This window comes from Leptospira kirschneri serovar Cynopteri str. 3522 CT (assembly GCF_000243695.2).
In the GTDB taxonomy this organism is placed as follows: domain Bacteria; phylum Spirochaetota; class Leptospiria; order Leptospirales; family Leptospiraceae; genus Leptospira; species Leptospira kirschneri.
Window position 1 is genome coordinate 47,077 of sequence record NZ_AHMN02000007.1, and the last position, 25,739, is coordinate 72,815.

General features: G+C 34.4%; 20 protein-coding genes and 1 pseudogene. 13 read left to right on the forward strand and 8 right to left on the reverse strand.

All coding sequences use genetic code 11. The features are described 5' to 3' along the window. Positions 1 to 2 precede the first annotated feature (2 nt). From LEP1GSC049_RS217045 to LEP1GSC049_RS217020, 7 genes and pseudogenes are all read left to right on the forward strand, one after another. Complete coding sequence (locus LEP1GSC049_RS217045) at positions 3 to 1,460, forward strand: hypothetical protein (protein ID WP_004759864.1); 1,458 nt, start codon at positions 3 to 5, stop codon at positions 1,458 to 1,460. After that, on the forward strand, positions 1,457 to 2,458 hold the full coding sequence (locus LEP1GSC049_RS217040; protein ID WP_004750251.1) for an LB_137 family protein: 1,002 nt from the start codon (positions 1,457 to 1,459) through the stop codon (positions 2,456 to 2,458). The genes LEP1GSC049_RS217045 and LEP1GSC049_RS217040 overlap by 4 nt, the downstream gene beginning before the upstream one ends. Before the next feature lie 10 nt (positions 2,459 to 2,468). Continuing rightward, positions 2,469 to 2,867, forward strand: coding sequence for an STAS domain-containing protein (locus LEP1GSC049_RS217035; RefSeq protein ID WP_004750244.1), 399 nt, complete (start codon positions 2,469 to 2,471; stop codon positions 2,865 to 2,867). Positions 2,868 to 3,648: 781 nt separating this feature from the next. Next, positions 3,649 to 3,828: a transposase gene (locus LEP1GSC049_RS2000000228735; RefSeq protein ID WP_004750162.1), complete on the forward strand. Its 180-nt coding sequence runs from the start codon at positions 3,649 to 3,651 to the stop codon at positions 3,826 to 3,828. Then, positions 3,825 to 4,019: a hypothetical protein gene (locus LEP1GSC049_RS217030; RefSeq protein ID WP_004757356.1), complete on the forward strand. Its 195-nt coding sequence runs from the start codon at positions 3,825 to 3,827 to the stop codon at positions 4,017 to 4,019. The genes LEP1GSC049_RS2000000228735 and LEP1GSC049_RS217030 overlap by 4 nt, the downstream gene beginning before the upstream one ends. Before the next feature lie 544 nt (positions 4,020 to 4,563). Next, entirely contained in the window at positions 4,564 to 5,805 is a 1,242-nt protein-coding gene (gene srpA, locus LEP1GSC049_RS217025) for a sigma factor sigX-regulated lipoprotein SrpA (protein ID WP_004757695.1), read from the forward strand. A gap of 503 nt (positions 5,806 to 6,308) precedes the next feature. After that, positions 6,309 to 6,437: pseudogene (locus tag LEP1GSC049_RS217020) on the forward strand (IS5 family transposase); the annotation flags it as partial. 162 nt (positions 6,438 to 6,599) lie between these two features. Here LEP1GSC049_RS217020 and LEP1GSC049_RS217015 read toward each other — a convergent pair. Both LEP1GSC049_RS217015 and LEP1GSC049_RS217010 read right to left on the reverse strand, forming a co-directional pair. Continuing rightward, a complete protein-coding gene (locus LEP1GSC049_RS217015) occupies positions 6,600 to 6,992 on the reverse strand; it encodes a hypothetical protein (protein ID WP_004750078.1) in 393 nt (130 codons plus the stop codon). A 1,421-nt stretch (positions 6,993 to 8,413) separates the two neighbouring features. Then, positions 8,414 to 10,009, reverse strand: a complete 1,596-nt coding sequence (locus tag LEP1GSC049_RS217010) for an EAL domain-containing protein (protein WP_004757413.1) — start codon at positions 10,007 to 10,009, stop codon at positions 8,414 to 8,416. A 1,275-nt stretch (positions 10,010 to 11,284) separates the two neighbouring features. On the opposite strand from LEP1GSC049_RS217010, the gene LEP1GSC049_RS217005 reads away from it, so the two are divergent. Continuing rightward, positions 11,285 to 12,391, forward strand: a complete 1,107-nt coding sequence (locus LEP1GSC049_RS217005) for an AraC family transcriptional regulator (protein ID WP_004750195.1) — start codon at positions 11,285 to 11,287, stop codon at positions 12,389 to 12,391. A gap of 284 nt (positions 12,392 to 12,675) precedes the next feature. After that, positions 12,676 to 13,821, forward strand: coding sequence for a helix-turn-helix domain-containing protein (locus LEP1GSC049_RS217000; RefSeq protein WP_016560752.1), 1,146 nt, complete (start codon positions 12,676 to 12,678; stop codon positions 13,819 to 13,821). A gap of 1,249 nt (positions 13,822 to 15,070) precedes the next feature. Here LEP1GSC049_RS217000 and LEP1GSC049_RS216995 read toward each other — a convergent pair. Together LEP1GSC049_RS216995 and LEP1GSC049_RS216990 are read right to left on the reverse strand one after the other, a co-directional pair. After that, complete coding sequence (locus tag LEP1GSC049_RS216995) at positions 15,071 to 15,634, reverse strand: FlgO family outer membrane protein (RefSeq protein ID WP_004756506.1); 564 nt, start codon at positions 15,632 to 15,634, stop codon at positions 15,071 to 15,073. A 79-nt stretch (positions 15,635 to 15,713) separates the two neighbouring features. Further along, positions 15,714 to 16,940, reverse strand: a complete 1,227-nt coding sequence (locus LEP1GSC049_RS216990; RefSeq protein ID WP_004757417.1) for a TraB/GumN family protein — start codon at positions 16,938 to 16,940, stop codon at positions 15,714 to 15,716. Between the two features lie 171 nt (positions 16,941 to 17,111). On the opposite strand from LEP1GSC049_RS216990, the gene LEP1GSC049_RS216985 reads away from it, so the two are divergent. The 4 genes from LEP1GSC049_RS216985 to LEP1GSC049_RS216970 all read left to right on the forward strand — a co-directional run bounded on the left by LEP1GSC049_RS216985 (position 17,112) and on the right by LEP1GSC049_RS216970 (position 20,025). Beyond that, on the forward strand, positions 17,112 to 17,618 hold the full coding sequence (locus LEP1GSC049_RS216985) for a chemotaxis protein CheD (RefSeq protein ID WP_000956231.1): 507 nt from the start codon (positions 17,112 to 17,114) through the stop codon (positions 17,616 to 17,618). Between the two features lie 5 nt (positions 17,619 to 17,623). Next, positions 17,624 to 18,475 carry an HDOD domain-containing protein gene (locus LEP1GSC049_RS216980; RefSeq protein WP_004756443.1) on the forward strand — a complete coding sequence of 284 codons (852 nt, stop codon included), beginning with the start codon at positions 17,624 to 17,626 and terminating at the stop codon, positions 18,473 to 18,475. After that, positions 18,472 to 19,011 (forward strand): shikimate kinase, encoded by a 540-nt coding sequence (locus LEP1GSC049_RS216975; protein WP_004757521.1) that lies wholly within the window; start codon positions 18,472 to 18,474, stop codon positions 19,009 to 19,011. The genes LEP1GSC049_RS216980 and LEP1GSC049_RS216975 overlap by 4 nt, the downstream gene beginning before the upstream one ends. A gap of 114 nt (positions 19,012 to 19,125) precedes the next feature. After that, complete coding sequence (locus LEP1GSC049_RS216970; RefSeq protein ID WP_004757493.1) at positions 19,126 to 20,025, forward strand: tyrosine-type recombinase/integrase; 900 nt, start codon at positions 19,126 to 19,128, stop codon at positions 20,023 to 20,025. Between the two features lie 34 nt (positions 20,026 to 20,059). On the opposite strand, the gene LEP1GSC049_RS216965 is transcribed toward LEP1GSC049_RS216970, so the two are convergent. From LEP1GSC049_RS216965 to LEP1GSC049_RS216950, 4 genes are all read right to left on the reverse strand, one after another. Further along, positions 20,060 to 20,872 carry an SDR family NAD(P)-dependent oxidoreductase gene (locus LEP1GSC049_RS216965; RefSeq protein WP_004757391.1) on the reverse strand — a complete coding sequence of 271 codons (813 nt, stop codon included), beginning with the start codon at positions 20,870 to 20,872 and terminating at the stop codon, positions 20,060 to 20,062. Positions 20,873 to 20,888: 16 nt separating this feature from the next. Next, positions 20,889 to 21,986 carry an MBL fold metallo-hydrolase gene (locus LEP1GSC049_RS216960; RefSeq protein WP_004756455.1) on the reverse strand — a complete coding sequence of 366 codons (1,098 nt, stop codon included), beginning with the start codon at positions 21,984 to 21,986 and terminating at the stop codon, positions 20,889 to 20,891. Positions 21,987 to 22,032: 46 nt separating this feature from the next. Then, the gene (locus LEP1GSC049_RS216955; protein ID WP_004756275.1) at positions 22,033 to 22,401 is read right to left on the reverse strand and encodes a SirB2 family protein; all 369 of its coding nucleotides are present in this window, start codon (positions 22,399 to 22,401) and stop codon (positions 22,033 to 22,035) included. A 1,104-nt stretch (positions 22,402 to 23,505) separates the two neighbouring features. Beyond that, positions 23,506 to 25,659 carry an adenylate/guanylate cyclase domain-containing protein gene (locus LEP1GSC049_RS216950; protein WP_016560750.1) on the reverse strand — a complete coding sequence of 718 codons (2,154 nt, stop codon included), beginning with the start codon at positions 25,657 to 25,659 and terminating at the stop codon, positions 23,506 to 23,508. Positions 25,660 to 25,739: the final 80 nt, after the last annotated feature.

The following is a 25,739-nucleotide window of genomic DNA, read 5'->3' on the forward strand; positions in this document are numbered from 1 at the left end:
AAATGAAAAAGAGCTTTTTCATCGCAATTATAGGATTTCTATTGATCGTTTTTTTTGGATTGATCGTACTGGATACAAAACTCTATGAATTAAAAGTCACTCTGGAAAAAAGAAAGCTATTCAATTTTTCTTTCTCGAGTGAAATTCTAAGATCTAAGTTCGAAAGTATTTTGTCCAATAGAGACAACATTCGAGCGGAGATGAATCTGAATAACTTACAAAGTTCCTTAATTGAAAGTAATCAATTAGAAACATTTAGCGTTGGAATTCTACAGAGTTTTGGTTCTGTTTTGATCAACGCGGTTCGTTTTGTCACTGGTAAACCTCCCATCGATTTCGAGATTAGTTCAACTAAAATCCGCCTGTTAGAACACGCCTTTGCTTTGGAAAGAAATCAAGCATACAAAGAGGCTTATCAAGCCTATGGAGAGTCGACAGACGCATTTGCCAAAGGAACGGACGAAAGCGGATTTATTCTTTTACACCAAGGTTTTTGTCTCGCTGTCCAAGGGGAATTTGATCATGCTCTCAAAGATTTAGAATCTGTTTTAGAAAATAATCCCGGAACCGTATTTGCAAACGACGCGGAAATTTTAATTGCGATCATACAAAGATCCAAACAAAGCGCTAAAGAAATTGAAGAAAATTTTGATAGTCCCGAATCCAGGGCAAGGGCCTATTTTGCAAAAGGGAACTACTCTAAAGTTTTAGAAGAATTTGCAAAATCCGATATGACTTCTGCGGAGATGAAATACATTCAAGGATATTCTTTAGAAAAGACTGGTAATCAAAACGCTGCCATCACCGAATATGCAAAACTTGCATTTTCCAATACCGACAAAGAAATTGCGATTAAGGCAAATCGCAGATTGATGATGTTGGGTCACTATTACAACGCAGGAAGTGAAATCGCAAAAATTTCGGATAAAAACGCCGAAAGGCTCGGAGACGCAAGCGAGGCCGCGGAAATCAAAGCGTCTTCCGAAAAATTAAAACATTCTAGCGCTGAGGAAAGTTTATTCAATTCTAATAAAACCGGACACACTGATGATGAAAAGAAAAGTCTCTTAAGCTCAGAATTACAAGCAGTGGTCACCAAGTCAGAAGCTTTCTTAAAAAAAGCGGAAGAAGAAACTAAGGCTGAAAGTAAAAATTACATTGCCATTCAAGTCACTGATTCTGTTCCAGTGTACGGAGATAAGATTATCATAAACGGAGACGAGACTAAACTTTTCTCGGCTCATTTTCCAATTACAATCGCAACTTATACGATTGATTCTATTGGTCTTATGAAGAATTCCATTAAAAATTCTCATAAACTTTTATTTGTTCAAAACAAAGAAAAGATTCCGTTCTTAAAAGCTATTTTTGAAGACGACCAATCCATTACCTTAATCGAAAAGAATTCTAAAAAGAAAATCAGTCTAAATTCTCCGATTCAAATCGAGTTGTCTAAATGAGAAAAACTTTAATTTACATTTTACTTTTTACTTTTCTAACAAGCCATTTATATTCACATAGAGTAATTTTAAAATCGGGAGAACAGCTTTCGGGAGATTTAAAAGAAACAGAGGGAACGTCGGATTATATTATTATCACAACCGAAGGTGAAGATATAAAAATTTTAAAAAAAGACATAGCTGAATTATTTTTCGAAGAGGAAGGAAATCTTCTTTGTATTCATTTTAAAGAACAATCAGAACCTAAATGTAGCCTAAAGGTCATTAAACTCAATACAAATACAGTTTATTATGTGGACGAGAATCGATATCTTAGAGCCTCTTTCAAAGATTTAGAATCGATCAGTATAGAGACACCTTCTACCAAAATTTTAGAGCAACTTTCTAAAACAGGTTTTCAAATACGGATCACGTCCAAAGATAAAAAGGAAATTTTATCCCTTATTCAAAGTGTAAATGAAAGCGGAATTTCGGTTCAAAACGAATCAGATCCAAACTCGGTTCTAATTCCAAAAGAAGAAATTGTTTCGGTATTTTATAAAGCGAGCCAAGAAAAAAAAGAAGAGCCCCCTCTTCCGAAAGAAAAAGAAATTCAACCCATTACAATTTTGGATTATTTAATTCCTGGTTACTATATTAAAAATCAAGGATATACAAAAAGTGGATATGCCCTGATGGGAGCCGCTGCATTTTTTGCCATAGGAAGTCTTTATGAATTTATAGAAGCAAAAAATGCAGAAGGGAAAACTCCTTTATTCGTTCCTCAAGGAGATGGTTCTATTCTTTGGATAGAACAGCCCAATGGAGAATTTAATAAACACAAAAACTTAAATCAACTTTTTCTAATATCTTTGATCTGTACTTATTTATTCAATACCGCAATAGTCACTTTCCCGGCTACATTCTCTTTTTTCTTTCAAGAAATGCCGGCAACCCCAAATCTACATTCGGTAGAAAAGGATCAGAAAATCGAAATGAAAATTAACATTAACTTTTAGGAAAACAAAAATGGAAGCAACAAACAATTCAAAAGATGAGTTATCCGTAGAGATTATATCCAATTCTCACGTAAATCATTTACTAAAACCTCATATGACGATCGTAAAAACGAGCGGGGAAGTAAATATTTTTTCTTCAAAGAAGCTCAAAGACTTATTCAATTCGAAAATTGATGAAGGAGCGAGAGTACTTCTATTGGATTTATCGTCTACAACGCATATAGACTCCTCAGGACTTGCAGTTCTTATCAGTACACAAGCCAAACTGATGAAACAACTGAAAGGTGCCTTAATCGTATATGCGATCCCTAGCTCGATTAATAAAATTTTCGAATTAACTCGACTGGATAAATTGATTACGATGTCGATCGATTTAGACGAAGCCTTAGATAAGGCAATGACATTTTGATCATCGCCTGTCTTTTCTCTGAACTCGAAGTCGATTTTTATTTCGGGTTCAGAAGAAATATCTAATACATTCAAAACAATATCAAAAATTTTCATTTTAAACTTTTGATATTTTATCTGGCCTTCTCGTTGGCATAAAAAGATTGTTTCTTCTAAACATTTCTCTACACTTTCGAAACCGATTCGTTTTCTCCACTTACTAAACTTGTTGGATCATGTTCGAGATATTCATTACCACAAGAATATTGCCAATAAGGATTTTCTAAATAAACTTCTATTACCTTTCATATACGCGTTAACCGACACTTTGTCATAACATTTACGGGTAATCAATTTTTAGGGAACAGTAACAATCGTATTTCTAAACCAAACTTCTCTGTGTAATACTTTTCGAGTTTTTCCCAGTATATTTTGTTCGCTATTTGATACAACAGATGTCTATGATTGAGGATCTGATAAAATCTGTTACGAAATCAGAGCCGGTCTCAAAACTGGTTGTACTTTTGAATCGTAATTAACGTGAGTTCGACGTAAGAAAATTGGGGCGAATCGCTCGCAAATTTCATAGTTAAAATGGCTCACGACCGCGCTTTTCGCTCCAATTCCTTCGGAATTTCCGCTACAATCGCTTTCGCATTTGTTATGCCGAACTCACGTTAATTATTTACTTGTGAAATGGACAAATATTATTCAGAGATACCGGATGGACTTTGGAAACAAATAGCCCCATTCATCCCGAAAGAAAAGGTAAATCCGAAAGGAGGTCACCAACACGATTAGTAATGGCAGGCATCATCTATCGAATGAAAACAGGCTGTCAGTGGCGTGCCATTCCGAATGAGTTTGGATCTGGCCAAACTTGTCACAGAAGATTTCAAGAATGGGAACGAGTAGGAGTATTCAAAAAGATTTACAGCGCGTCCCAAAACTCGTCGAGCGACAATAGAAGCGAGACGGCTTGAGTTTTTCGCTTTATCAGAAAGATCAAGCTGCAAGGTTCTATCCAGCCCCAGTTTTTTCCGTAAGAAAAAACTGGGGCTGGATAGGTTCTTATAAATCTATTTTAAAATATTATGATATAAAGAATCAAATAGCATGGGACTGGGCTTCGATGGATTCAGCAATGGTTAAAGCTTCCACAGGGGGAGCTTAACTGGGAAAAACCCTACAGACCGTGCTAAATTAGGGGTTAAACTGCATAATTCTTACAGATGGAAATGGAATTCCTTTGGCAATTGCGTTGACTGGAGCTAATGTTTATGACAAACACGGTGTAAAGGATACGTTGAATTCAATCCTAATATTTTCCGGAAAAAGAAGAAAGAAACCAAAACATCTTTGTTTAACGCGAGTTCGGCGTAAGTTTTTATAAAACTGAATTTTTCAAAAAAATGCGGGAACTACAGCAAATAATTAACTTTTACGCGGATTGTATTTTGGAATATATTTGGAACGATTTAAATTAATCTAGGTTTGGCGTAAGAACGTTAAAAAGTGGGAGTTCCCACTTTCGACTCTACGTAAAGCATCATTTTTATACACCTCTGTTAATAATCAGAATTTGAGTGCTGTTAAAAGCTAAATTTTCAACCAAAATCTTAAAATTTCACACCCGCTGGCACAAGCCCCTTACTTATTTCGTTAACACCATTAGAGGTTTAAATAATATGAAACAATGCAGATTGAACGTTAAGTTCATGACTCTTTTATCGTCAGCCTTAATTTTATTTGTAAGTTGTGCAAAAGGTAAAGACAATAAGAATGATTTATTGTTAGCGGCAATTTTGCTTAATGGTGGAACAAAGGCCGAGTTCCGCATTTCCAATATCAATACCCTTGTGGCAGCGCGCACTGCGGCAAATTCATCCCAATCTAGAATCGGAGAAAGTAACGCTTCTGCATTCCTAACGGATCTTGGCGGAGACAACCCTCAAAATTATGGAGACGGTGCAGCGGATGGTTTTAACGATCATTTTATCACGCCAGCTGCAATTTCTATCGGAGTATGCCAAGTTGTTGCTTATAAATCAGTAGCAAAAGGTGGACCGGCAAAAGGAAGTGAGACATTAGAAAATGCGAATTTTATAATGTTTGAATTATCGGGATCAAATGTTGTCCCAGGCGCAAAAATGTGTGGAAGTGGCTTTATGCCCATCGGATTACAAACCGGAGACAGTACTTTAAGTTCGGGTTTTCTTCCAATTACTCCATTTCCAGAAGCGGAAAAACAAGACTATGATCGAGTAGGAATCATCGCCAGAGACTTTACTTATTATTTTGACCCGAAAGATGTCCCTGAAAATTCATACCGTTATGTGGACTTGATTTTAAATGATCCTATTTCTAATATTGAGTCTCACCGAGCCTACGATGAAATTATCAGAGGCGACGTAAGTCCAAAACTTTTTAATAAAAATTGTCCGGAATCTTTTCTGAACTCTTCGAGTTATATCTACTCCGATTTGTTAAAATCGGGAGAAATGGAGAATCTCTCCTCAGGTAGTTGTATGATGACCGAATTAGCGATCGACGCAAATTCTGGTCATATACTTAAAGCTGCAGTTCCAGACATTCTTAACCCTTTCAGAGATCCTACAAGCGTGCTCAATCCACCATCTGTAGCAGGCGTTGAATTTGCTTCCCCCACACAAAAACTAAAATTCAAGACGCCGGCTTCCATCAATAATTTGGATATAAAAGATCCATACATATTGGTTGTAGATCTGGACTCTTCTAAAAAAGACGGGGGAAGTATTTTATTTAACGTTTCCATTGATAAAGTTCTTTTTTGGGACTCAACTTCGGCGGACAACGTCTTTTCTCCTCAGCTCGATGCTGGCGATAGTCCCAACGCAACGAGTGGAAACGATAATTTAACGAACACAGCTAGGAAAAATATGATCTTCCACTTACCAACGATCATCAGTAACTATAAGTAATTGAAACGAGATCGCCGTTGAAATAAGGAAATCTTCGTCCAATCAATTTCTGATTACAAAAGGTTTGTGAATAACACAGAAAGGAATCAAGTTTCCTTTCTGTGTTTTCAAATTTAACTTCGACTCGACTCAAAGTATATTTCCTTGGATACTTCTTTCTCCAAAATATTTTCTGGTTTTAATTGCTTGATCGATTCTTTCTTTCGCTATTTTGATATTCCTCTCTAAGAGTTTGTACAAACCTAATCGCCAAGTTGGTAGCAAACGTATTCCCCACGTAAAGAAATTAAAAACGTAGCAGTTCCCACAAAACTGAGAAATTGAAGTTTTTAATAGTTGTTGCTGATATGGGAACTACTACTTTTTCGACTTTCTTACGTCGAACTCGCGTTTGTTTAGATAAAGGTTATGATTTCAAAGATATAGAAGTTTTAATCAAAAGAAGAAACATTCGATCTCATATTAGGAAAAAAGCCCTCATCGGTAAATATAAAAGAAAACCTAGACATTGGGTCGTTGAAAGAGCTAACAGTTGGCACAATCGATTCAGGACTATCCTAATTCGTTGGGAAAGAAGATCTGAAAATTATCTCGCAAGCTCTATTATTGCTTTTAACTTTTTTGATAGGTAGTTTTGAGTTTTCTTCTGGTCTTATTTCTACTGGGTTTTTAGTGTTTTTTGATTCTTTCCTATAATTTTGTTTTTAACAGTTGTCTTTAGATTTTTATAGAAGTTTTTATTTTTAAAATTGGTTTTAAAAAAATTTCTTCTTTTCAATTAAACTCGTAAGTAATCAATATCCGTCTTTGATTAAATAATCCAAATGCAATCGAATATCAGATTCATCGTTTGAATTTTCAATAAAATCGTCACGAACAACTTTTTCGTTTAAAACCCGGGTCAATTCAGTATCGTTTTTAACAAGATATATCCCGTTAAAAATCGAATAATTTTCAATCCATAACTCCAGTTTTTTAGATTCAGAGAATATAATACATTTATGGTTCATACGAATCGAATCGGAAAGCATCTTTCTAAAATTGGTAAGATTGATAAACTCTTCATTTTCGATTCCATTTAAGTTTAAAATATATAATCCGATAAACTCCTCTAGAATAGATAAAATAATATCTCGAACATTCAAAATGGAACGATTATCTACAACTCCTGACAGCTTAATCAACATTACTTTGGCAGACACTCCATGTACATTGAATGTAACGAACTCATTACTAACTTGCATTCGCATTCCTCATATTTTAAATTTCATACTCTTGCGCATAAGATGTCTAACAAATCACTAATAATGGATTCAATACAAAAATCGATCCTACTTCGTCTAAAACTTAACTCGAGTATTATAAAATTAAATATATAGAATATTTAATTTTTTGAATAATCGAATTTCAACCAAGCATAGCTAACAGCTAAACTTTATCATTTTAACTCTTTTCTTGAAAAAAATTTAGGTTTGCTTTTAGTCGACAAAAACACATTTAAAATTAAACCTAAACTCAATTTGTAAAAAAGTTAATATCTAGAAAGGAACAGCTAAATGATTCCGAAAACAAAGTGTTTATTAAGATTTTTTTGATACAAATTTTCAAATTTACCACATTGAAACACTTTCTAAACTTTAATGTGTTTTCTAAAACATTTGACATAATTATAGTTTATAAAATTCAACGAACTCATTCGCAGCATTCTATAAAAGGACCACTTTTTTACGATTCGCCTTTTTATACTTACAAAATCTTCAGTTCATTTAGGATTTTATGTTTTTCTAACTTATCAATTCGAATTCGTAATTAGAATTCGAATACTTTATTTTGATAATTTCATAAACATTTACACTGGTAAAAAAGATTAATTCTTTTATCATCATTGAAAGAAACGCTCTAATTTTAGAATTTATAGATATTCAAAGAAAATACATCTAACAATGAAAAATTTTTATGATTGATCTTTATAAAACTTAGGAACTTAAGTTTTTTATAAAAACTAATCACAAAGTAAAATACTGGATACTTCTGTTATCTAGTTATGAGAATAGTATAAAAAGTTTACTAATTTCTAAATTAACGTGAATTCGTTATAACGCGAAAGGGATCGATGCGGGAAACTAAAGCAGAATGCTCTCTATCATAACCAGCCCTACAAGTTGAATAGGATTTTAGAATCAAAATTGAACTCAGCTCAACGGCTCTCTCAAACTAAAGCGTCTCGCTTCTTGAACTCAACACAACGCTCTCTATGGATCGCGTTGTGGGATAAAAAACGCACATTATTCAAGTGTTCCGACAAAAATGAGGTTTTTTACTTGCAAAAAGTATGTTTTTCTGATAGAGAAAAGTCCCTCAAGCCTTTCCTCCTGAATTGCGACCCATGGGAAGCAATTCATTGAGTTGCCACCCAAAATTAGGGAAAACTCATATAACGCTCTCTACGGATCGCGTTCTAAATTGAAACTTAAGGTGAAATATTGTATTACGTTTTCTGTATGCAATTTATTGACCAGAGCTAAAAAGCCTGGTCCAGCCCACCTATGACAAGCCGAATTCCGCCACATTTTCTTACGTTCCTGTTACGTTAAATTAGAAGCTTATTTTAAGAAGTGATCTGAAATTGAAAAGAAGACAAATCCGTAATCTGTGTAGGCTTTCCGTAATAAAATCCTTGTAAAAAATTCGCTCCGTAATCAATCGCAATACTTTCCAATTCAGCATTTTCGATTCCTTCAAAAACCATTTTCTTTCCAAGGGAAAAAAGAACCTGAGAAATCGCCTTTAAAACGCTTCTCTTACTTTGATTTGTATCTACTCCGATAATTAAACTTTTATCCAGTTTTACGTAATCACATTCAATTTTTTCAATTCTAGAAAAATTAGAATTCCCAATTCCAAAATCATCAATCGCAATCTGAAAACCAAAACGTTTTAAAATCGCCATTTGTTCAATAATGAGAGCAGTTTCTTCATAACGACTCTCTGTTATTTCAAGAACGACGGAACTAGGATGTAAGTTTAATTGCGAAAAGTAAGAAATTAAATTGTCTGCAAATTCAGGATTTTTCAATTGAAAAGGTGATATATTGATCGAGATCATAGGATTGAAAGAGAAAGAATTACTTTTTTGGATCTGAGACAAATCTAAAAGAGCGTTTTGAATTACCCAAGTGCCGATAGAACTGATCAGACCAGACTCCTCCGCCAAAGGAATAAAAATATCCGGACTGATCATTCCTTTGGCGGAATGATTCCAACGAGAAAGGGCTTCTAAAGAATGTAGGCTTTTATTTTCCGAATTTACGATTGGTTGATAATACAGTAAAAGTTCTTTTTTATGTACTGAATTTCTAAGGGATAAATATGTTGCGATCAAATTGGAAGAATCATTTTGATTTTGAGTTGAGTATCTACTAAAAGGAGAATCTATCACCTTTCTAAGATTTGCCCTTAAACCTTTGAGGATATTGAGGGGACTCGTATCTGCTTCGGAAGTGTGCAATCCTCCTATAGAAAGTTTTAAATGAAATTCATGATTGTCTATCTGAATTGTATTTTTCATGTAAGAGATCAAACTAGAAGGAATCCAGTTGATGTCTACGTCTGGTTTATTGATTTGATACGCAAAAAAAATTTGATTCGTAGAAATTCTAAGGCCTACGTTTTGACTATTAGTAATGGTCAAAAACTCAGTATGTAAATCTAAAAAAACCGCTTCATATATTTGAGTTTCATATTTATGAAGAAATGGATGATTATAAATTTCAATATTAATGAGATAAAAATACGTTTTTTCTAATTTTAAAGTGCGGACTAAATCATGTTTTAAAGATCGAAATCGTTGAATTCTATTTTTCTCTGTACTGGATAAATTGCGCGTAGATTCTATATGGGCGAGTACATAACCTCCTTTTGTATTGATTTCAAAATTAACTTTGTAGATTCGATCATTTTCGGATCGAACCATAAGTTGAATGTTTCTATCATTTTTGAATCTTCGAAACGTAGAAACATTAGAATTGCCATAATCAATGAATCTTTCGACTGCTTTTTTAAGTTTTGGATCTAAATCCAATAAAGGATTATAATTCGGTTCCGAATAAAGTTGTTTTCCCTCAAGATTATACAGCGAATAACTATATGTATCCGATGAAAGAGCTTTATTTTCAACGTAAAGATCGCTGTACTCAGAAATCATAGACTTATTATATAGTAAAATTTACTCCTTTCTTTTCATCTTATAATCTAAAGTTCAAAAGAAATTATCCAATCTCAGCAATCTACAAATAGGTTTTATCAAAATTTTCGAATTTATGGCTGAAAACAAAGTGTGCAAGATTACAAAACGGCAAATTTTTTAAATCAATTGTTTTCAAAGCAACTTTCTAAAAGACTAAATTCAATATTCAGAAACAAAAGCACGTTTACGTTTTAAACGATTCTGTTTAAAGCGGATGATTTCGTTTACTCTACTACTTATAGAGACTTACATTTCATAAAATTAGAGAGAATTTTTAGTTTTGAAACTATAAATTTTTTGGATGATTGAATTGCCGATAGTTATATAACGGTATCGCTAATTTTATGTTCAAGGGCCGATTTTCGTCAAAATTACAATTAGTCCCAACAGTTAGAAATCTGTAAAAGATCTCAAAAGCAAATCTTAAAAAAATAGAATACGACAAATCGTAATAAAACGATAAAATTAAACTTTTATTTCTCAAGCTGTTGAACAAATGGGCCGACAAAAACATTTTAATCTGCAAAATATATAAAGCGAATAGATCCATTTCTATTTTAAAGTAGCTTTGAATATTTTCTTGCTACGAATGAGAATTCACTCAAAGTTTATTATTTTCAAATCTAGGAAGTAAGATAAATTGACTTGTAAATAAATAAAATTCAAAATAAGTATCCTTGGATTCGACATGATTTCATTTATTTGACTATGAATCGCCTTAAATAAACAGAAATGATTCTTTTTAATTTCATGAATCAATAGAACGTTAGATACAATTGGACCTTTACTCAATTTGGTTTATCACTTTCGAAAACTCTAAAACAATTTTCAAAATGCTTAAACCGAAGTTAATAGGTTTTGAAGACTAATTAAAAAATGAAATGTTTTTATTTAAAATTGAATATCTTTATATTATAAATAGAAAAATTTAAAGTTAATTCAATGATAAGTGTTCAAATTTTTTACATAAAAAAGAAACTTTTCATCTCCTGAAACGATCTTTATCTATAAAGTTAATAATCAAAATAAAAGTATCCGCGAATATTAAAAATTTCTTTTACAATTTAAATGTCATTTTCACATTCGTATATAAAATGATTCCTTTAAATTGAAATCGGCTTCAATTTAAAAATGAATCTTAGGTGAGTTTGCTTAAACTTTTAATTTAAAGATGCATTTTGATTTTCTCGAAAAAATAAATGTAGGAAAACAAAAAGCGAACAATGGATTATGATGAATATTTTAGATTCGATATTAAATCAAGACATCTTATTAAGCTTAATAAGATTTGGTGCGGGCTTCGCTTTAGTTTTAGGAATTGGAAATTGGATTCGAGCAAGAAAACAAATCGATTATCTGGTCTCGTCAGTTTTAATCTTCACCGCAATCTTTCAATTTATAGATGAATCTGTTTTAAATACGATCCCTCAAACTTGGCTTCGTAAAGTTCTCTTTTTAATCGATATTGTCGCCTTAGCAGCGAGTGGGACCCTTATCTTTTTAATTTCCACTATGAGTTTTAAAAGATATTCGAAACTTCCTTTAATTTATTATTGGAACCTGATTGGCCCGTTGATTCTTAGCCTTCCAATTGCTACTTTTTACGAACAACAAGGAAGTAAAGAACTCGAATTTTTCTTGTTTGCAGCAGATTTATACGTATTCGTATATTTCGTCATTGCAGTTGCGAACATTTTCATCGACAAAAAATATGAATCCTCCGCGATAAGTTTTAAAACAATTCTTAGTTTAGTTATTTTAATTTCCCTTTGTATTCCTCTGGAAATTCTCGGAATCGTTTTTGAAAACAAATCTCTCATTTTACTTTCCAGTGTACACACTACATTTACTGTCATTTTCTATTATTTTTTAACCTTAATCCGCCCTAATTTGTTAGATATAATCTCTTCAGAATCTGGAAAAAACTTTGTCAAACGCTCTCTCTTACACGATGTAGACATAAACGCTCTCGAAAAAAGACTAATTCATATTATTAAAGAAGAAAGAATTTATTTAGATGAAGACATTCGTCTCCCAGATGTTTCGGAAGAACTTGGGATTTCTGTACATCAACTTTCTTTCTTTTTGAATAATCATCTAGGCGTAAATTTCAACAATTACATCAATCGATTTAGGGTAGAAGAAGCAAAGTCGATGCTTATCAATGACCCTTCTCGATCTGTGGTTTCTGTAGGAATTGCAGTTGGTTTTAATTCAAATTCTTCTTTTTATAAAGCTTTTCTCAAAGAGACCGGGATGTCTCCAAAACAATTTAGAGAAACTCAAACAAAAGTAATCCACTTTCAGTCTTCCTCTGCGGATATTCAATTTAGAAATTAAATTTTGTCTATGATTAAATTCAATCTAAGACGGAGTTTTCTAAGGTCATTTTGTCCTCCGTTCTTCTCAAAAAATTTCAAATTAATAGGACATCCTAAAATAGCATATCTGATATTTATAATTTTCCTATTTCTAAATTATATTTACCGATGACCGAATTCAAAATCGAGCGCTATAATAAAATCAGTGGAAATAAATCGCCTTAGTGAAACGCCAATGCCGCAAAAATTCCATAGAATGGCGGTTTTGCGTTTTCAAAAATTTTTTCGAGGGAATTCATTCTAATGTTCAATGCAAGTAATTTATACGGTGTTATATCTTCTCTATTTTCAGAAATGAACCTATTCTACGCCCATGCGGCCGGAGTTGGGACTGGAATCGTAATGGCGATCACGAAACTTTACACTGGGAGAAAAGACGAATTCAGTAAAGCTTATGGAACGATTCTTTTGAGCGTCAGTATTTTTTTGATGGCAAACAATAGAGTCATCTTTCCACAACAAACAGATCCAAGATTACTGAAAGACTCTTTGTTTTTAGGAATTTACTTTGGTTTAGTTTTGTATGCTTCTGCGGCGGTTTTAGTTTGTATGATGTTCATTCTGGATCGTCTTCAAAACCCTTGGTTTTACTGTAAACGATTGACTGCAATCATTCCACTTGCATTGATCGCTGCATTTTTTCTACCCGGTACAATTTATATCTGTTTTTGTGATTCAGTTGCAATTTTAATTACACTTTACACATCCGGCTGGTCCATTTATAAAATTCGCTCTTCTCAAAAGCCGAACGTTTTTTTTAACTTTCCTTTCGTAACGCTTGCGATTACTTCTTCTCTGATTTTGGATTTAATCGGAACTATAATTCAGTCTACGAAAATGCTTATGTTTTCCGAACTCATTCCTGGATTCATGATCGCTTATATTACTTTAATTGAACGTTTCTTTCCCGTACTTTTTAGCAAAGCTTATGGAGAATCCAACAAAGTATTGATGGATCAAGAACTTACTGATTTTTCGGATGATGATTTACTTGAGTCAGAAGAAGAAATTCAATCCGAATCTAGTAGAAATATTCTAGAAGGTGTAGAACTAGAAAAAATTGAAGAGAGAATTAATTCTTTCTTACAAGTAAGAGGTTATGCGGATGAAGAGCTCAGATTGCCTGATTTCGCTTCTTATTTAGGTCTTTCTACCCATCAAGCCTCATATTATCTCAATAAACATATGTCGATGAAATTCGCCGACTTTTTAAATATGAATCGAATTGAAGACGTTAAGCGAAATATTCGCAACAAGTCTCACATGAATTTACTTCAAATTGCCTTAGAATGTGGTTTTAATTCGGCTTCTTCATTTCACAGGGCTTGCGTAAAATTTACCGGTAAGTCTCCAAGAGAATTTAGAAAACTCATTAATTCCGATAATTAAAACCCTATTTTGATAATGAAAATAATTTTCTAATCGTTATTCAATGCTATTTAACGTGAGTTCGGCATAACAAATGCGAAAGCGATTATTATGCTGCGATCCACAGAGAGCAGCCCTGAGTTTTTTATTCGCCCCAATTTTCTTACGTCGAATTCACTTTATTTAAAGAATACTAGGATTTCCCACTAAAACAGAAATAGTGTTTTGCGCTTTAGTAAAAATTTACGGCATTCCATTGGATATAGAGACTATTAATCGTTAAGATGTTTTTCAGAATATTTTAGTAAATTCTAAATTTGTAATAGTTCCCCACAGATTACGTTTTTTCCGATTTTTAAATCTTTTTTTAATACAGAGCTTTGTAGTTTCCAGTACTTTCAAAAATCCGATCGTGCTCACAATGCAGAAAATGAATCTTGCTTCTTTTGTATCTCTTTTCATTTTTTTACTATTAGAACATATGAAAATAGTACCTGAGCGATTTTACAAAGACGCAGAAATTCTCAAAAAACTATCTCACTTGAAATTATTGGCTTTTTTGTAAGAGTTCCCACATTTCAAGTTTGAAACAGGCCCAGAATAGTATTATTTCATACGTCCCAGTAAAGTAAGTCAAGACGACTTACATTAAATTAACGTGAGTTTGGCATGAAAGGCCATCTTTATGAAAGTCAATCTTTATATAAAAAACAGAATGTAGGAACTATTACAAATCTGAACTTTATGGATCGATTCCTTAAATGTGGAAACTACCACAATTTATAAAATAGAAGTTATAACAATTGAACCTGTCGTATTTCAAGTGTGGGAACTATTACAAAACTTAGGTTTGTCTGTAAAATGATGTAGGAACTACTACTTTTTAAAAATTTTTTCTCAGTCGAACCCACATTAAACTGGGATTTAAATTTTGATGATGGCCGTAAAACAGCGATTTTGTACAAAATCTGATTGGAGTTTGTATTTTATAGTAGTTCCTACAATTTTCAAAGTTTAACTGATAAATCCACGATTTGTGAGAGTTCCCACATTTTCAAAATCTAATCGTAAAACATAGACATGTGTAGTTCCCAAATTTTATTTTTTACGGCAATTACAAGTTTTCGTAAGAGTTCCTACATCCATTTTTTCACAGTAAAACGAAATTTTAGGAAACAGATTCCTTACGTTGAACTCACGTTAAATTAGTATTTCAAAATATACGATTGAATTGTATTTAAGTTTTTTACTTAAAAAAGATTGAATGTTGTTATGGTTTTACAGAGCGATATTGATTGTATAGAGAATCGTCCGAATCAAAAACGGATTCTGTAACTGCAATAATTTCTCCCGACTGTAAAGATACAACCCTCAGTTGAAGTAAAAATGATTGGTCATCAAATTGTACCGTTCCCAAAAGTATCAAATCCGCTCCGGATAATCTTCCGATTTCTAAATTTTGACTGGAAAGTACCAATCCCGATTTTTGAAAACTTTGTTCGTCGATCAACCGCCCTAATTGGGATTTTTCTACTAGTAAAATTTTTCCAGGATCGTACATTTTGGATAGAAGTCGTGAGGAAATCGTCGTTCCTAAAGTTGTAATCACACCGTTTTCATTAAACAAAGGTAGAACGGCTAACTTAAATGTATTTTTCTTTTCAGTAGAAAAACTTTTGCCGCTAACTTCGATTTGTTTTTTTAATAAATCTGAAACTTCCTGTAATACTACATCTAAAGGTTTTGGAACTTGTTTTTTTTCAAAACGATGTCCGCTTGTACAATCAATTAAAAATGATAATAAAGAGAACATAATAAAAATGGAATATTTCATTTAAAATATTTTACCAAGCCGACTCGGTACCCCACCAAATTATATTTCACTACGTCGTAAACGGAAAGTATAAAAACAATTACATTAGTCCCCTAAGGACCCTAAATAGATCCGCGGTTACTATAAAAGTGCCTATACTACTTCCTATCTGAGGAAGCATAAACACTAGAAAAATTCGAATCACGTTATTTTTCCAATAACCTTTCCAGTGTTCCGAATCCTGCGCGATTTTTTCAAAATCTTCTACCAAAGGTTTACGCAACCAAGATTCACATAACGCAGCGACCCAACCCGGTTTGATGATCGGATTGAAATTACCTATTGGAGCCGCAAGAAAGGCAAGGATTACAGATAAAGGATGCGCCAGTGAAACAATTGCGCCTAACGCGGCAAGACCACCTTTGACCAAAATCCAACGCAGAATAAATTCCTGTCCCTGTTGTTTTCCTCCAAAATAAAAAACGGTCAAAATCAAACCCAAAAAAATTCCCGGAATCAACAGGCCTTTCCAACGATCTAAAATCGTTTTTTCCGGAAGTTCATCTAACTTGGAAATATCCTTTTCTTCTTGAACGTGACTCAAAATTCCTTGCAAGTGACCCGCTCCCACCACTGCAAAGACTTTTTTTCCTTCTTTTGCAGAGTCTCTAATCTTTTGAGCAAGATAAGAATCCCTTTCGTCTATGATTACGTTTTTAATTGACTCATAACGTTTTGGAAGTTGAGAAAAAAGATCTTTGAGGACGTCTTCGGATTTCATCTCTTCAATCTTTTCTTCCGATATATCCTCTTTTACAAAAAGAGAAGTCAAAAGCGCGGATAGAAGAAATAATCGATTGAAAATTCCTATGTTCCACCAGGCTCTTTTTAAAGTAGTAGAAACTTCCCGATCAATCGGAACGATTTTAGCGCCTATCTTTTCGCCCTCATGGATCGCCATTCTCATTTCATCTCCTGGACGAATGGAACCCTTCCCCAGTTTCTTTTGAAATGCCGAAAGGATAAGACTGGAAAGAAGAAGATACATCTTTCTTTCTTTAAAAACTTTGAATATATCCAGTTTCTTCCAGTGTTCACTGTCCTTTAAAGAACGCATTCTGGAATTACAAAGTTCGACACAAACCGTATCCGGTTTTTCTTTTCGAATGATCCTTTGCACCTCGTCTATACTTTTCTGGCTGATATGCGCTGTACCAAGAATCGTTACATTCGTTTTGCCTAATTTGAAAGTTTCGAACGGTTCTTGCGATTTTGAAACTTTTTTACGTTCCGACTTCGTTTTATCTTTAAGTATTACTTTTGCCATCCCAAAACAGAGTTTAAAATTGGGATCCGAGAGTAAAATGAAATTCTATCGTTTTTGAATTCAAATTCGTCTTTCTAATATTTACTATCTATAAAAAAGTATTGAAGAATTAAAGACCTTCGTATAGTGTTTTGTTGCTCTTTTAACACGAAAACGAATACCGGGATTCAAATGCTTACAAAAGGATCTAAAGTAGTTAATGTAGGAATCGCAGACATGCAGGGAGCACAGTCCCCCGAAATTTTGAGAACCACCTTAGGTTCCTGCATCGGCGTAGTATTTTATGCTCCTGATAAAAAAATAGGGGCAATGGCGCATTTTATGCTTTCTAAAGATCCAAGCGGAAAAGATTCGCAAAAGAATCCTTTTAAATACGCGGAAACCGCAATTCCACTTTTAATCAAGAAGATGAATGAAATGGGATGTAACCCAGGAGAATACTCAGTAAGACTTTTTGGAGGAGCCTCCATGTTTAAAGGAGTTCAATCCAGTTTCTTACAGAACATAGGAGAACAAAACATTCTTACCGCTAGAGCTATTTTAGAACAAAGTAAAATTCCTTTGATCTTAGAAGACGTCGGAGGAAACGACGGTAGAACGATCAGCCTATACTTGGACGATGGAAGGGTTCTTTTAAAAAAAGGCGGGTTTGAAAAGTATCTTTATAAGGTCAGGTAAAAAAGATGAAAGAAAAAATAGACCAACTCTTTTTAAACGACGCTCAACTTCCTAGAATTTCATCCGTAGTTACGAAAGTGATGCAGATGGTTGAAAAACAAGACGTTGCAATTCCAGACCTAGCCAAAGAAATTTCAAACGATCCTGGTTTGACCGCAGACGTAATTAAACTTTCCAATTCTGCTTATTATCGAGCTGCAAAACCAATCAAAACCGTACAAGAATCTTTAATGACTTTAGGAATCAAAACGGTAAAAGATATAATATTATTAACTGCAACCAGAGGAATTCTCAAAAAAGACCTCAAAGGTTATCAAGTAGATGCGGAAGATAACTGGATCCATTCGCTTACTGTAGCCGAACTTTCCAAAAGAATCTGTGAGCAAAAAAAACTAAAAGTAGGCTCGGACCTTGCGTTTACCGGAGGGCTTTTACACAATATAGGAAAAGTAATCCTTGCGGATTTTTTTCCTGCGGTGATTATCAATCTTAGAGAAGAGTTAAAAACTCATTCCGTATCCTTTGGAGAATTAGAAAAAAAACATTTTGGATATTCTCATGAAGAAGTAGGACAGAAACTATTAGAAAAATGGAATTTTCCAGAAGAATTAATCCACGTTACGCGAAATTACAGCCAACCCGAAAATGAAAAAGAATTTCCAGAATTGGTCTCTGTGATTCATGTTTCTCATTCCATTGCAGTAGCGGCCGGTGTGGGAATCGACATCGCGGGTTTAAGCATTCCAATTTCCAATAAAGCTTTGCAGATTTTAGAGATCTCGGATTCTGACTTACAAATGTATTATACGGTTCTTCCAGAAATACAAAAACATATCCGTGAGTTAATTCAGGCTTGAAAAAAAACTTCGCTCTGATTGGTCCCAGAGGAGTCGGAAAATCTAAAATTTCTCGTAAACTTTCTAAAATTACAGGGATGCCTGTAGTATCCACTGACATGATCGCAGTCTACGAGATTGGTGGAATGTCGATTCCTGAATTCATTCAAAAAAATGAAGGAGATTGGAGACCATTTCGAGATTTAGAATTTGAAATTCTTACCAAACTCAAAACCTCTCAAGGAATTATTTTAGATTGTGGGGGCGGCATTTTGTTTGATTTGGATACCAAAGGAAAAGAAATCTTAAGTAACCGTAAAACTACTCTTTTAAAATCCATTGCATTGGTTTTTGGTCTTTCCAGACCCACAGAAATTTTAGTGGAAAAGATTCAAAACGATCCTACCCGTCCTCCTTTGAATGCAATTCAGTCTTATCGTACTATTTTAGAGAGTCGGTTACCTCACTATCAAAGCATTTCGGATTATTATTTAGAAATAGACGATCTGAGAGTAGAAGAGATCTGTTCTAGAATTCTACAGAAAATCGAATATTGAATTGACACACTTTGGATATATTTGGTTCCCTTTTTTCAAAGCTTTTAAAAAAAGAATATCAAAATCGTATAAAGGCAACTAACGGCCTTAATACAATATGAACAGGGAATTAAGATGTCAGAATTGGAAGTGCCAAAAAAGAACAAACATTCTATCGAAAGACTGATCAAGATAATCCGTCAGCGAAATTATAAAAAAGCTACGGCTTATACTTACATGAAATACAACTTGGATTTTCTTCACTTTGCGGATAAGCCCGCGGAGAAAATCACAGTAAAAGATCTAAACCGTTATATGGATCATCTAAAGAAAAGGAAAGTATCCTCTTCTACGATTCAGATCAACGTAAGTTCCTTGAAAATGTTTTTCGAAGACGTCATGAAGATGAATTTATTCCAGGACTTTCAAAGACCCGTCCGAGAATACAACAATCCAAATGCGATCACTTATAAGGAGATGCAGAATATTTTAAAGGCTGCTTCTTCTAATGCAAAACATGAGTTGATGTGTGGTCTTGTTTATTTCGGAGGTCTTCGTGTAGGAGAATTGATTTCCCTTCGGTGGGCATATATAGATACAAGAAGAAAATCGATTCAAATTAAATCTCCGATTCTTTCTCAATCTAGAACCGTGGAAATTCCAGCCGAGTTAGGAACTTTGGTCAAGAAGTATGAAAGAGAAATTGCTAATTCTTCTTCCAACGCTTATCTGTTTCCAGGAAAAAGTTTAGGATCTCATACTACTTCTAGAAATGTAGAAAGAATTATTTCTGAAATCGGTAAAAATTCAGGTATTTCAAGTCCAGTCACAGTTTTTACTCTTAGACATAGCAGAGCTTTACATCTAATTGCGGATGGTTCTTCTTTAAATCAAGTGAAGGACTTTCTAGGTCATAAAACTCTGGCAAGTACCGAATCTTATTTACCAGTAAAGAAAAACCTAAGAGCTGCCGTTAGAGAAAAATCAAGACAAGATGCTCTTAAAAATATTCGTAAGAAATTTAAAACACGTTAAAAAAAATAAATATAGATTGAAGTGAGTTCTCTTCTTAACCCTTCTCTTTCACATAAGAAGATTGTTTTTTTAAACCTTTTTTTCGCAATATCGGACCCAAAATAAACGCACTTGCAGGAAAAAAATTTCCGATCTTTGCAAGAATTCCCCGACTACTTGGAATCAAAACTTCAAGAGGTTTTTTACTTAAAACCTTACCCAGAATGATTTTAGAAACCTCTTCCGCGGTTAAAAACGTATTTCCCGAAAAAGTCATTGAAGCCTGTTCATAATCCTTTTGTAAATCTAACATTGGAGTTTTGATTGCATCCGGGCAAACAACGGTTATGTGAACATTCTTTTCTTTTAATTCTTGAGCGATCGCAAGAGTAAAACCTCTCACTGCAAATTTTGAAGTAGAATATAAAGAAATTCCAGAAATAGGAGCCACCCCCGCCAAGGAAGCAATGTTTACTATATGCCCTGATCCAGTGGTTACCATTCTAATAGCGGCTTCCCTGGTTCCATACATAACACCCTTTGTATTGATGTCTATATGACGATCAATATGGTTTACAGGAATCTCGTAAATATAACCCGGTAAAAGATAACCGGCAACGTTCAAAAGTACATCGATCTTTCCCCATTTTTTGATCGCAAGATCCATTACTTTTTTCCAATCGCTGGGAGAAGTTACGTCTAGCTTAGAAACAATCACTCTATCTTTTTCATCTTTCCAAGGAGCCGCAAATTTTTTAAGCTCCTTTTCGTTGATGTCAGTGATCAAAATTGAATGTCCCGCCGCAAACGCTTCCTCGGCTAATTTTTTTCCAAGTCCACCTGCACATCCCGTAATAAATAAAATCATATTCTTTTTTCCTAATTTAGGTTATGGGGGAACCAAAAGACAATCTTCCGAAACTGAACGTGGGGGCCGTTCCCGGAAACAACCAATAACTTGTCATCTCGGAAGATGGCATAACGTTATAAAAATCAGGATTTCTAGAAGATACCCCCGCCATTTCCTTTTCTTGAACCATAGAAATGTATTGCTCCAATCCGATTTCGAGAGTATTTCCGTTTAATATGACTTCCATACCTGTCGCTTTTGCAAATCTTTTCACGCCTGGGATCCTAGAATTTAATGGAGAATAACTGTCCGCGCTCACTCCGTTTTCACTCGAAACAAAAATTCCTTCAGGAGTATGAACCACAAGGGAATGATTGCCTGCTGTATGTCCCGGTGTATTGATCAAAGCTACACCCTGGCCGAGTTCCACGTCTCCATCTAACACTAAAATACGGTCGCTTGCAACTCCTCCGGTTCCGTTGGGACAATACCAATCAGATTGAGGTGGAAGTAGTCCTTGAACCGAATCCCATTCTTTTCTCATGATTAAAAGTTTTGCATTTGGAAAATATCCTCTTTCCCCGTTTGCTCCTAACCATTTACGAATGTCTTGAGTATGTAGATGATCATAGGAAATATAATCGACTTTTTCGGGGGAAATTCCAGCGTCTTGTAAACATTCTTCTACCGTGTTTAAAATCGGAGCGATGATCTTTTTACCGATGGATTGAAAGGGTCCAAAACTTCCAGCGAGCCTTTTAAAAAAAGGAGTTTCCGCATTTGCATCTATATCGGAAGGAGAAAATAAAAGTGTTTTGATTCCATTTGAAGTTTTGTACTGAACGATAAATAATCGATTCAGAATGTGCATATACGGAGTGGGAAGACTATAAGCGTTCAAAAGCGCATAACGTGTAGGATAAGGAACCCTGACTAAATCATAGGATCTGTAAAATAACACTTGGGGACCAGAAAGCATCTTTTCTCTAAATTTGCGGGCCCTTTTACGAACGTCTTCCAGACGATCCACCGGATGTGGCAGATCTCTTGAACCTAAAAAATCCGAAATAGACTTAATTGAAGTATCTTTTTTTATCTTAGAAGTGGTCTTAGTTTTAGATGCTTTCGCCATTTATTTACTCCTTAGAGATTTTGTTATTAAAACTTATTTAAAAAAATTAAAACGGTTTATAACTTACGATATAAGCCACGAGAAGCCCTAACAAAGGAAAGCCGAACCAAAAAGTTTTTCCCAAAGTAGGTCTTTTATAAACCAAAGTCAGAAGTCCACCGTAAGCCAACCAGATTATAAATTTTGCAACTACCCAACCGGGCCAAGGCCAGATGATTCCAAGCCTTGCGAGCATTCCAAATCCACCTAATAAAATTAAAAAAAGACCGATTCCATGTGTGATCGCCACCATTTTACGATTGGCAAATTCTTTTGTACCACCGTTTAACACATGTAGGGTCACTCCTCCGAGTGCCGTAAAAAGCAGAAAGATTCCGAAAATGTGAATCATTTTATAGACTGTGTAAGAAATCATAGACTAGTTTTTCCTCATTCTAAATTGATACCGTTCAGAAAGTTCAAAACCCATGATTGTATTTTCGAAAAAACATAGGACTAAACATTTCCTAAGTCATGCAGCATCACCAATCTTTACGAAAGAACTGACTTTGGCAACGATTGTTTATGAAAAATATAAACTTTATTGAAACGTATAAAAAATTCAAAGAATTCTAAATTGAAATATTTTGAGATTTCTATGATTTCGTCGATTTGTTTGATTATTTTTTTATACAACCATCGATTTCAAAAGGTTAGAGCTTTAAAACGTTCATACTTAAATTAACAAAATCTATTTTCTATAACTTAAGAAACGAAGAAGATTTTTTGATTATTTTTATTTCTAATCATTTTTTACTAAAAAGACGCATAACTTTATATAGCTACTACTCGGATGAAAGAAAAGATACTGTCGTGAACTTGTTTTAAAAGTTAGAATACGGAAGCCAACAACCAGGTTAAAGGTGTCGTTTCAAGTAGTTTAACGTGAGCAGGGCATAACAAATGCGAAAGCGATTATTATGCTGCGATCCGTAGAGAGCCATAACCAACCCCACAAGTATTTGGATCTCAATATTAAATCTGTGGGAATTACGACAAATACTCTGTAAAACTGAGTTCCCACCCTTATTTTTGGGTGGGGTAACTCAATGAATTGCTTCCCATGGGTCGCAATTCAGGTGGAGAAATTCGGAAGACTTTTCTCTATCAGAAAAACATGCTTTTTGCAAGTAAAAAGACTCATTCTTGTCGGAACACTTGAAAAATGTGCGTTTTTGAGCCTTCTGATTCTAAAATCCTATTCAACTTGTGGGTAAGGTTATGGTAGAGAGCAGCACCTAAATTTGAAAAATTCCGAAGGAATTGGAGCGAAAAGAACTAAAGTAAAACGCTTTTTCAAGCTAAAGCGTCTCGCCTCTATAATAAATTATAATTAAAAGCGAAATATCACATTAAGTTTCTTTCATGCAATTTATTGACTAGAACTGAAAGTGCGGTCAGACAACGCCAATTCGCCCTACTTTCTTACGCAGAATTTTACATGATTGAAGTATAAACATTTTATTATATAGTGGATCGTTTACTTTTCTAGAAGATGTTGCACTCCAACCCAATTACCAACCGGAGGAGAAGTGATATATTCCTGACATCGTTTACGATAAAGAATTGGAACAATGTCTTCCGGAAAAACTTTGAGCGCCTGTTCGAAGTTGATCAAAGCTTCTTGAAAGTCGGCTACCTTGTACAAAATGATTCCTCTCGTAATTAAAGATAAAGTCGCATCTTTCAGTTTTCGTATAGGAGGTGCATCCGCTTCATAAATCTCATAGATGATGATCGGATCGGTCTTTCCTTTTACGACGACGGAATCAATTTCACGAATTGCAAGACTATCCGCGATGGTCATTGAAGAAAGTGTACTTTTAGTAATCAGTATATCCGCGCGATAGAGATTGGTTAGACTTTCCAAACGAGAAGCCACGTTTACCGTATCCCCAATAACGGTCGTATCCAATCTAGAACGGCTCCCCACGGTTCCGAGCATTAGATTTCCAGTATTGACTCCAATACCTATCTTTAATCCTTTAAAGTGAGAATCCTTTGCTTGTGCATTGATTGTTTGAACCTTTTTTTTCATTTCGATTGCGGCGAGAATTGCCTTATCTGCAGACGTTTGATGAGAACCATCCCCGGAAAATAAAGCCAAGATTCCGTCTCCCATAAACTTATCCACAAAACCTTCGTGTCTTTGAACGACCGGTTCCATACTCGCTAAATAATCGTTGATAAAACGGAAGTTTTCTTCCGGAGTCATCTGTTCTGAAATTGCAGTGAAAGAACGAATGTCTGTAAATAGAACACTCATTTCTTTCAAAACCGAATCTCCTAGATTGACTTCCACTGCTGAATTTTTTCCGAGAACGTTTAAAAATTGAACCGGAACAAAACGAAAGAATGCGTTTTTTTGTCTCGCTAGTTCTAACTTTTGCTGACTGAGTTCTATGTTTAAGTCTTCTGATTGACGATACAAAGAAATGAATCTGTTGGCTAAGATAGTGGTCAACGCGACTACAAAAAGAAAATAAGCGAACTGAGTAAAACGAATTCCGGATTGAAAAAATATGGAATCGATCACGTCGTAGACCGCAATAAAAACTACGGTGAACATGCTAGTCGCAAGAAGAACGGCGTCTTTTTTACGAAGATAAACCGCTTTACTCATAAAATAAAGAAGATAAACAAGAGTGGGAAGTATGGAAATCTGCCAAAGTCTCAGACTTGTCATGGTATAACGAAACGGCTCTACTAGTGTAGTCAAAGCAATCACTACGTTTAATATTAAAATTGCAAATAACACTTTTGAAAACTTAGCCCTTCCATAAAAGTAGTCCTGCATAAACAGAAGAAACAAAGGAGCCAAAAGAGAAACAGAAGAATATTCAATTCTTGTAATCCAGGTAGTATCGTAGATCACTTCAAACGCAGTACTAGATCTTGAAAGAGAATATAACGCCATAAAAACGCTGAAGATTCCGAAATAGAGATTGTATAGGTCCTCTCTTCTTTTTACGTAGATCAAAAGATGATAAAGACCAAAAAAGACGTATATCGTATTCAGACAAAGATTGATTAAGGTGGAAATTTCTCCCGAAAGTTTTTGTTCGGTTGTAATAGAATAGTCTCCGTCTATATAAAAACCTAGATCCACGTTTTTAGATAAAAAAGAAGCGGGAGCGTCCCCAATCAAACGAAACGTCAGAAGATTTTCCCCCGATCTTAAAAGACTAGAATCTACGGGAAGACGAAAACTACGAATCGTTCTTCTTAAAATCATTTCTTTGCGAGAAACATCTAAATGAATTTCTTGAGTTAAGGAATGATCATTTAAAAATATTTCCCAATTTTCTCCGATGGATTCCAAATACAAAAAGATCGGTTTATAAACTTTTGTTTTTTGGAAATCTTCTTGGATATGAAATCTAGTTTGTAGAGTATATTCTTTCAAACCGGTTCCGACTGAGGTTTCGAAAATTTCGTTTAATACGATTGGGAAGTTAGAAATTTTTTTAGATTTCGGAAAAGTAGAATCAATTCCATTCAAATATTCTTTTTGAAAACCCTCGACTGCAATCCAGTTTCCTTTTCTCAAATCGATTGGTTTCCAAGAATCTTGACTTTCAGCAAGGATCCAAAAAGGTATGATTACACAAAAAAAGAATAGAATCGTTTTCAAAGTAAATGTTTTCCGTTTGAGAAAATGTGATTTTTAATAGAAAAGTATATAAATTAGAAGTCGAGGTTGTCTAATTTTCA

Bases quoted from the DNA above. Each gene is read 5' to 3' on its own strand.
- LEP1GSC049_RS217045 (WP_004759864.1), top strand. From the start codon at position 3: ATGAAAAAGAGCTTTTTCATCGCAATTATAGGATTTCTATTGATCGTT.
- LEP1GSC049_RS217040 (WP_004750251.1), top strand. From the start codon at position 1,457: ATGAGAAAAACTTTAATTTACATTTTACTTTTTACTTTTCTAACAAGC.
- LEP1GSC049_RS217035 (WP_004750244.1), top strand. From the start codon at position 2,469: ATGGAAGCAACAAACAATTCAAAAGATGAGTTATCCGTAGAGATTATA.
- LEP1GSC049_RS2000000228735 (WP_004750162.1), top strand. From the start codon at position 3,649: ATGGCAGGCATCATCTATCGAATGAAAACAGGCTGTCAGTGGCGTGCC.
- srpA (WP_004757695.1), top strand. From the start codon at position 4,564: ATGACTCTTTTATCGTCAGCCTTAATTTTATTTGTAAGTTGTGCAAAA.
- LEP1GSC049_RS217015 (WP_004750078.1), bottom strand. From the start codon at position 6,992: ATGTTGATTAAGCTGTCAGGAGTTGTAGATAATCGTTCCATTTTGAAT.
- LEP1GSC049_RS217010 (WP_004757413.1), bottom strand. From the start codon at position 10,009: ATGATTTCTGAGTACAGCGATCTTTACGTTGAAAATAAAGCTCTTTCA.
- LEP1GSC049_RS217005 (WP_004750195.1), top strand. From the start codon at position 11,285: ATGAATATTTTAGATTCGATATTAAATCAAGACATCTTATTAAGCTTA.
- LEP1GSC049_RS217000 (WP_016560752.1), top strand. From the start codon at position 12,676: ATGTTCAATGCAAGTAATTTATACGGTGTTATATCTTCTCTATTTTCA.
- LEP1GSC049_RS216995 (WP_004756506.1), bottom strand. From the start codon at position 15,634: ATGAAATATTCCATTTTTATTATGTTCTCTTTATTATCATTTTTAATT.
- LEP1GSC049_RS216990 (WP_004757417.1), bottom strand. From the start codon at position 16,940: ATGGCAAAAGTAATACTTAAAGATAAAACGAAGTCGGAACGTAAAAAA.
- LEP1GSC049_RS216985 (WP_000956231.1), top strand. From the start codon at position 17,112: ATGCTTACAAAAGGATCTAAAGTAGTTAATGTAGGAATCGCAGACATG.
- LEP1GSC049_RS216980 (WP_004756443.1), top strand. From the start codon at position 17,624: ATGAAAGAAAAAATAGACCAACTCTTTTTAAACGACGCTCAACTTCCT.
- LEP1GSC049_RS216970 (WP_004757493.1), top strand. From the start codon at position 19,126: ATGTCAGAATTGGAAGTGCCAAAAAAGAACAAACATTCTATCGAAAGA.
- LEP1GSC049_RS216965 (WP_004757391.1), bottom strand. From the start codon at position 20,872: ATGATTTTATTTATTACGGGATGTGCAGGTGGACTTGGAAAAAAATTA.
- LEP1GSC049_RS216960 (WP_004756455.1), bottom strand. From the start codon at position 21,986: ATGGCGAAAGCATCTAAAACTAAGACCACTTCTAAGATAAAAAAAGAT.
- LEP1GSC049_RS216955 (WP_004756275.1), bottom strand. From the start codon at position 22,401: ATGATTTCTTACACAGTCTATAAAATGATTCACATTTTCGGAATCTTT.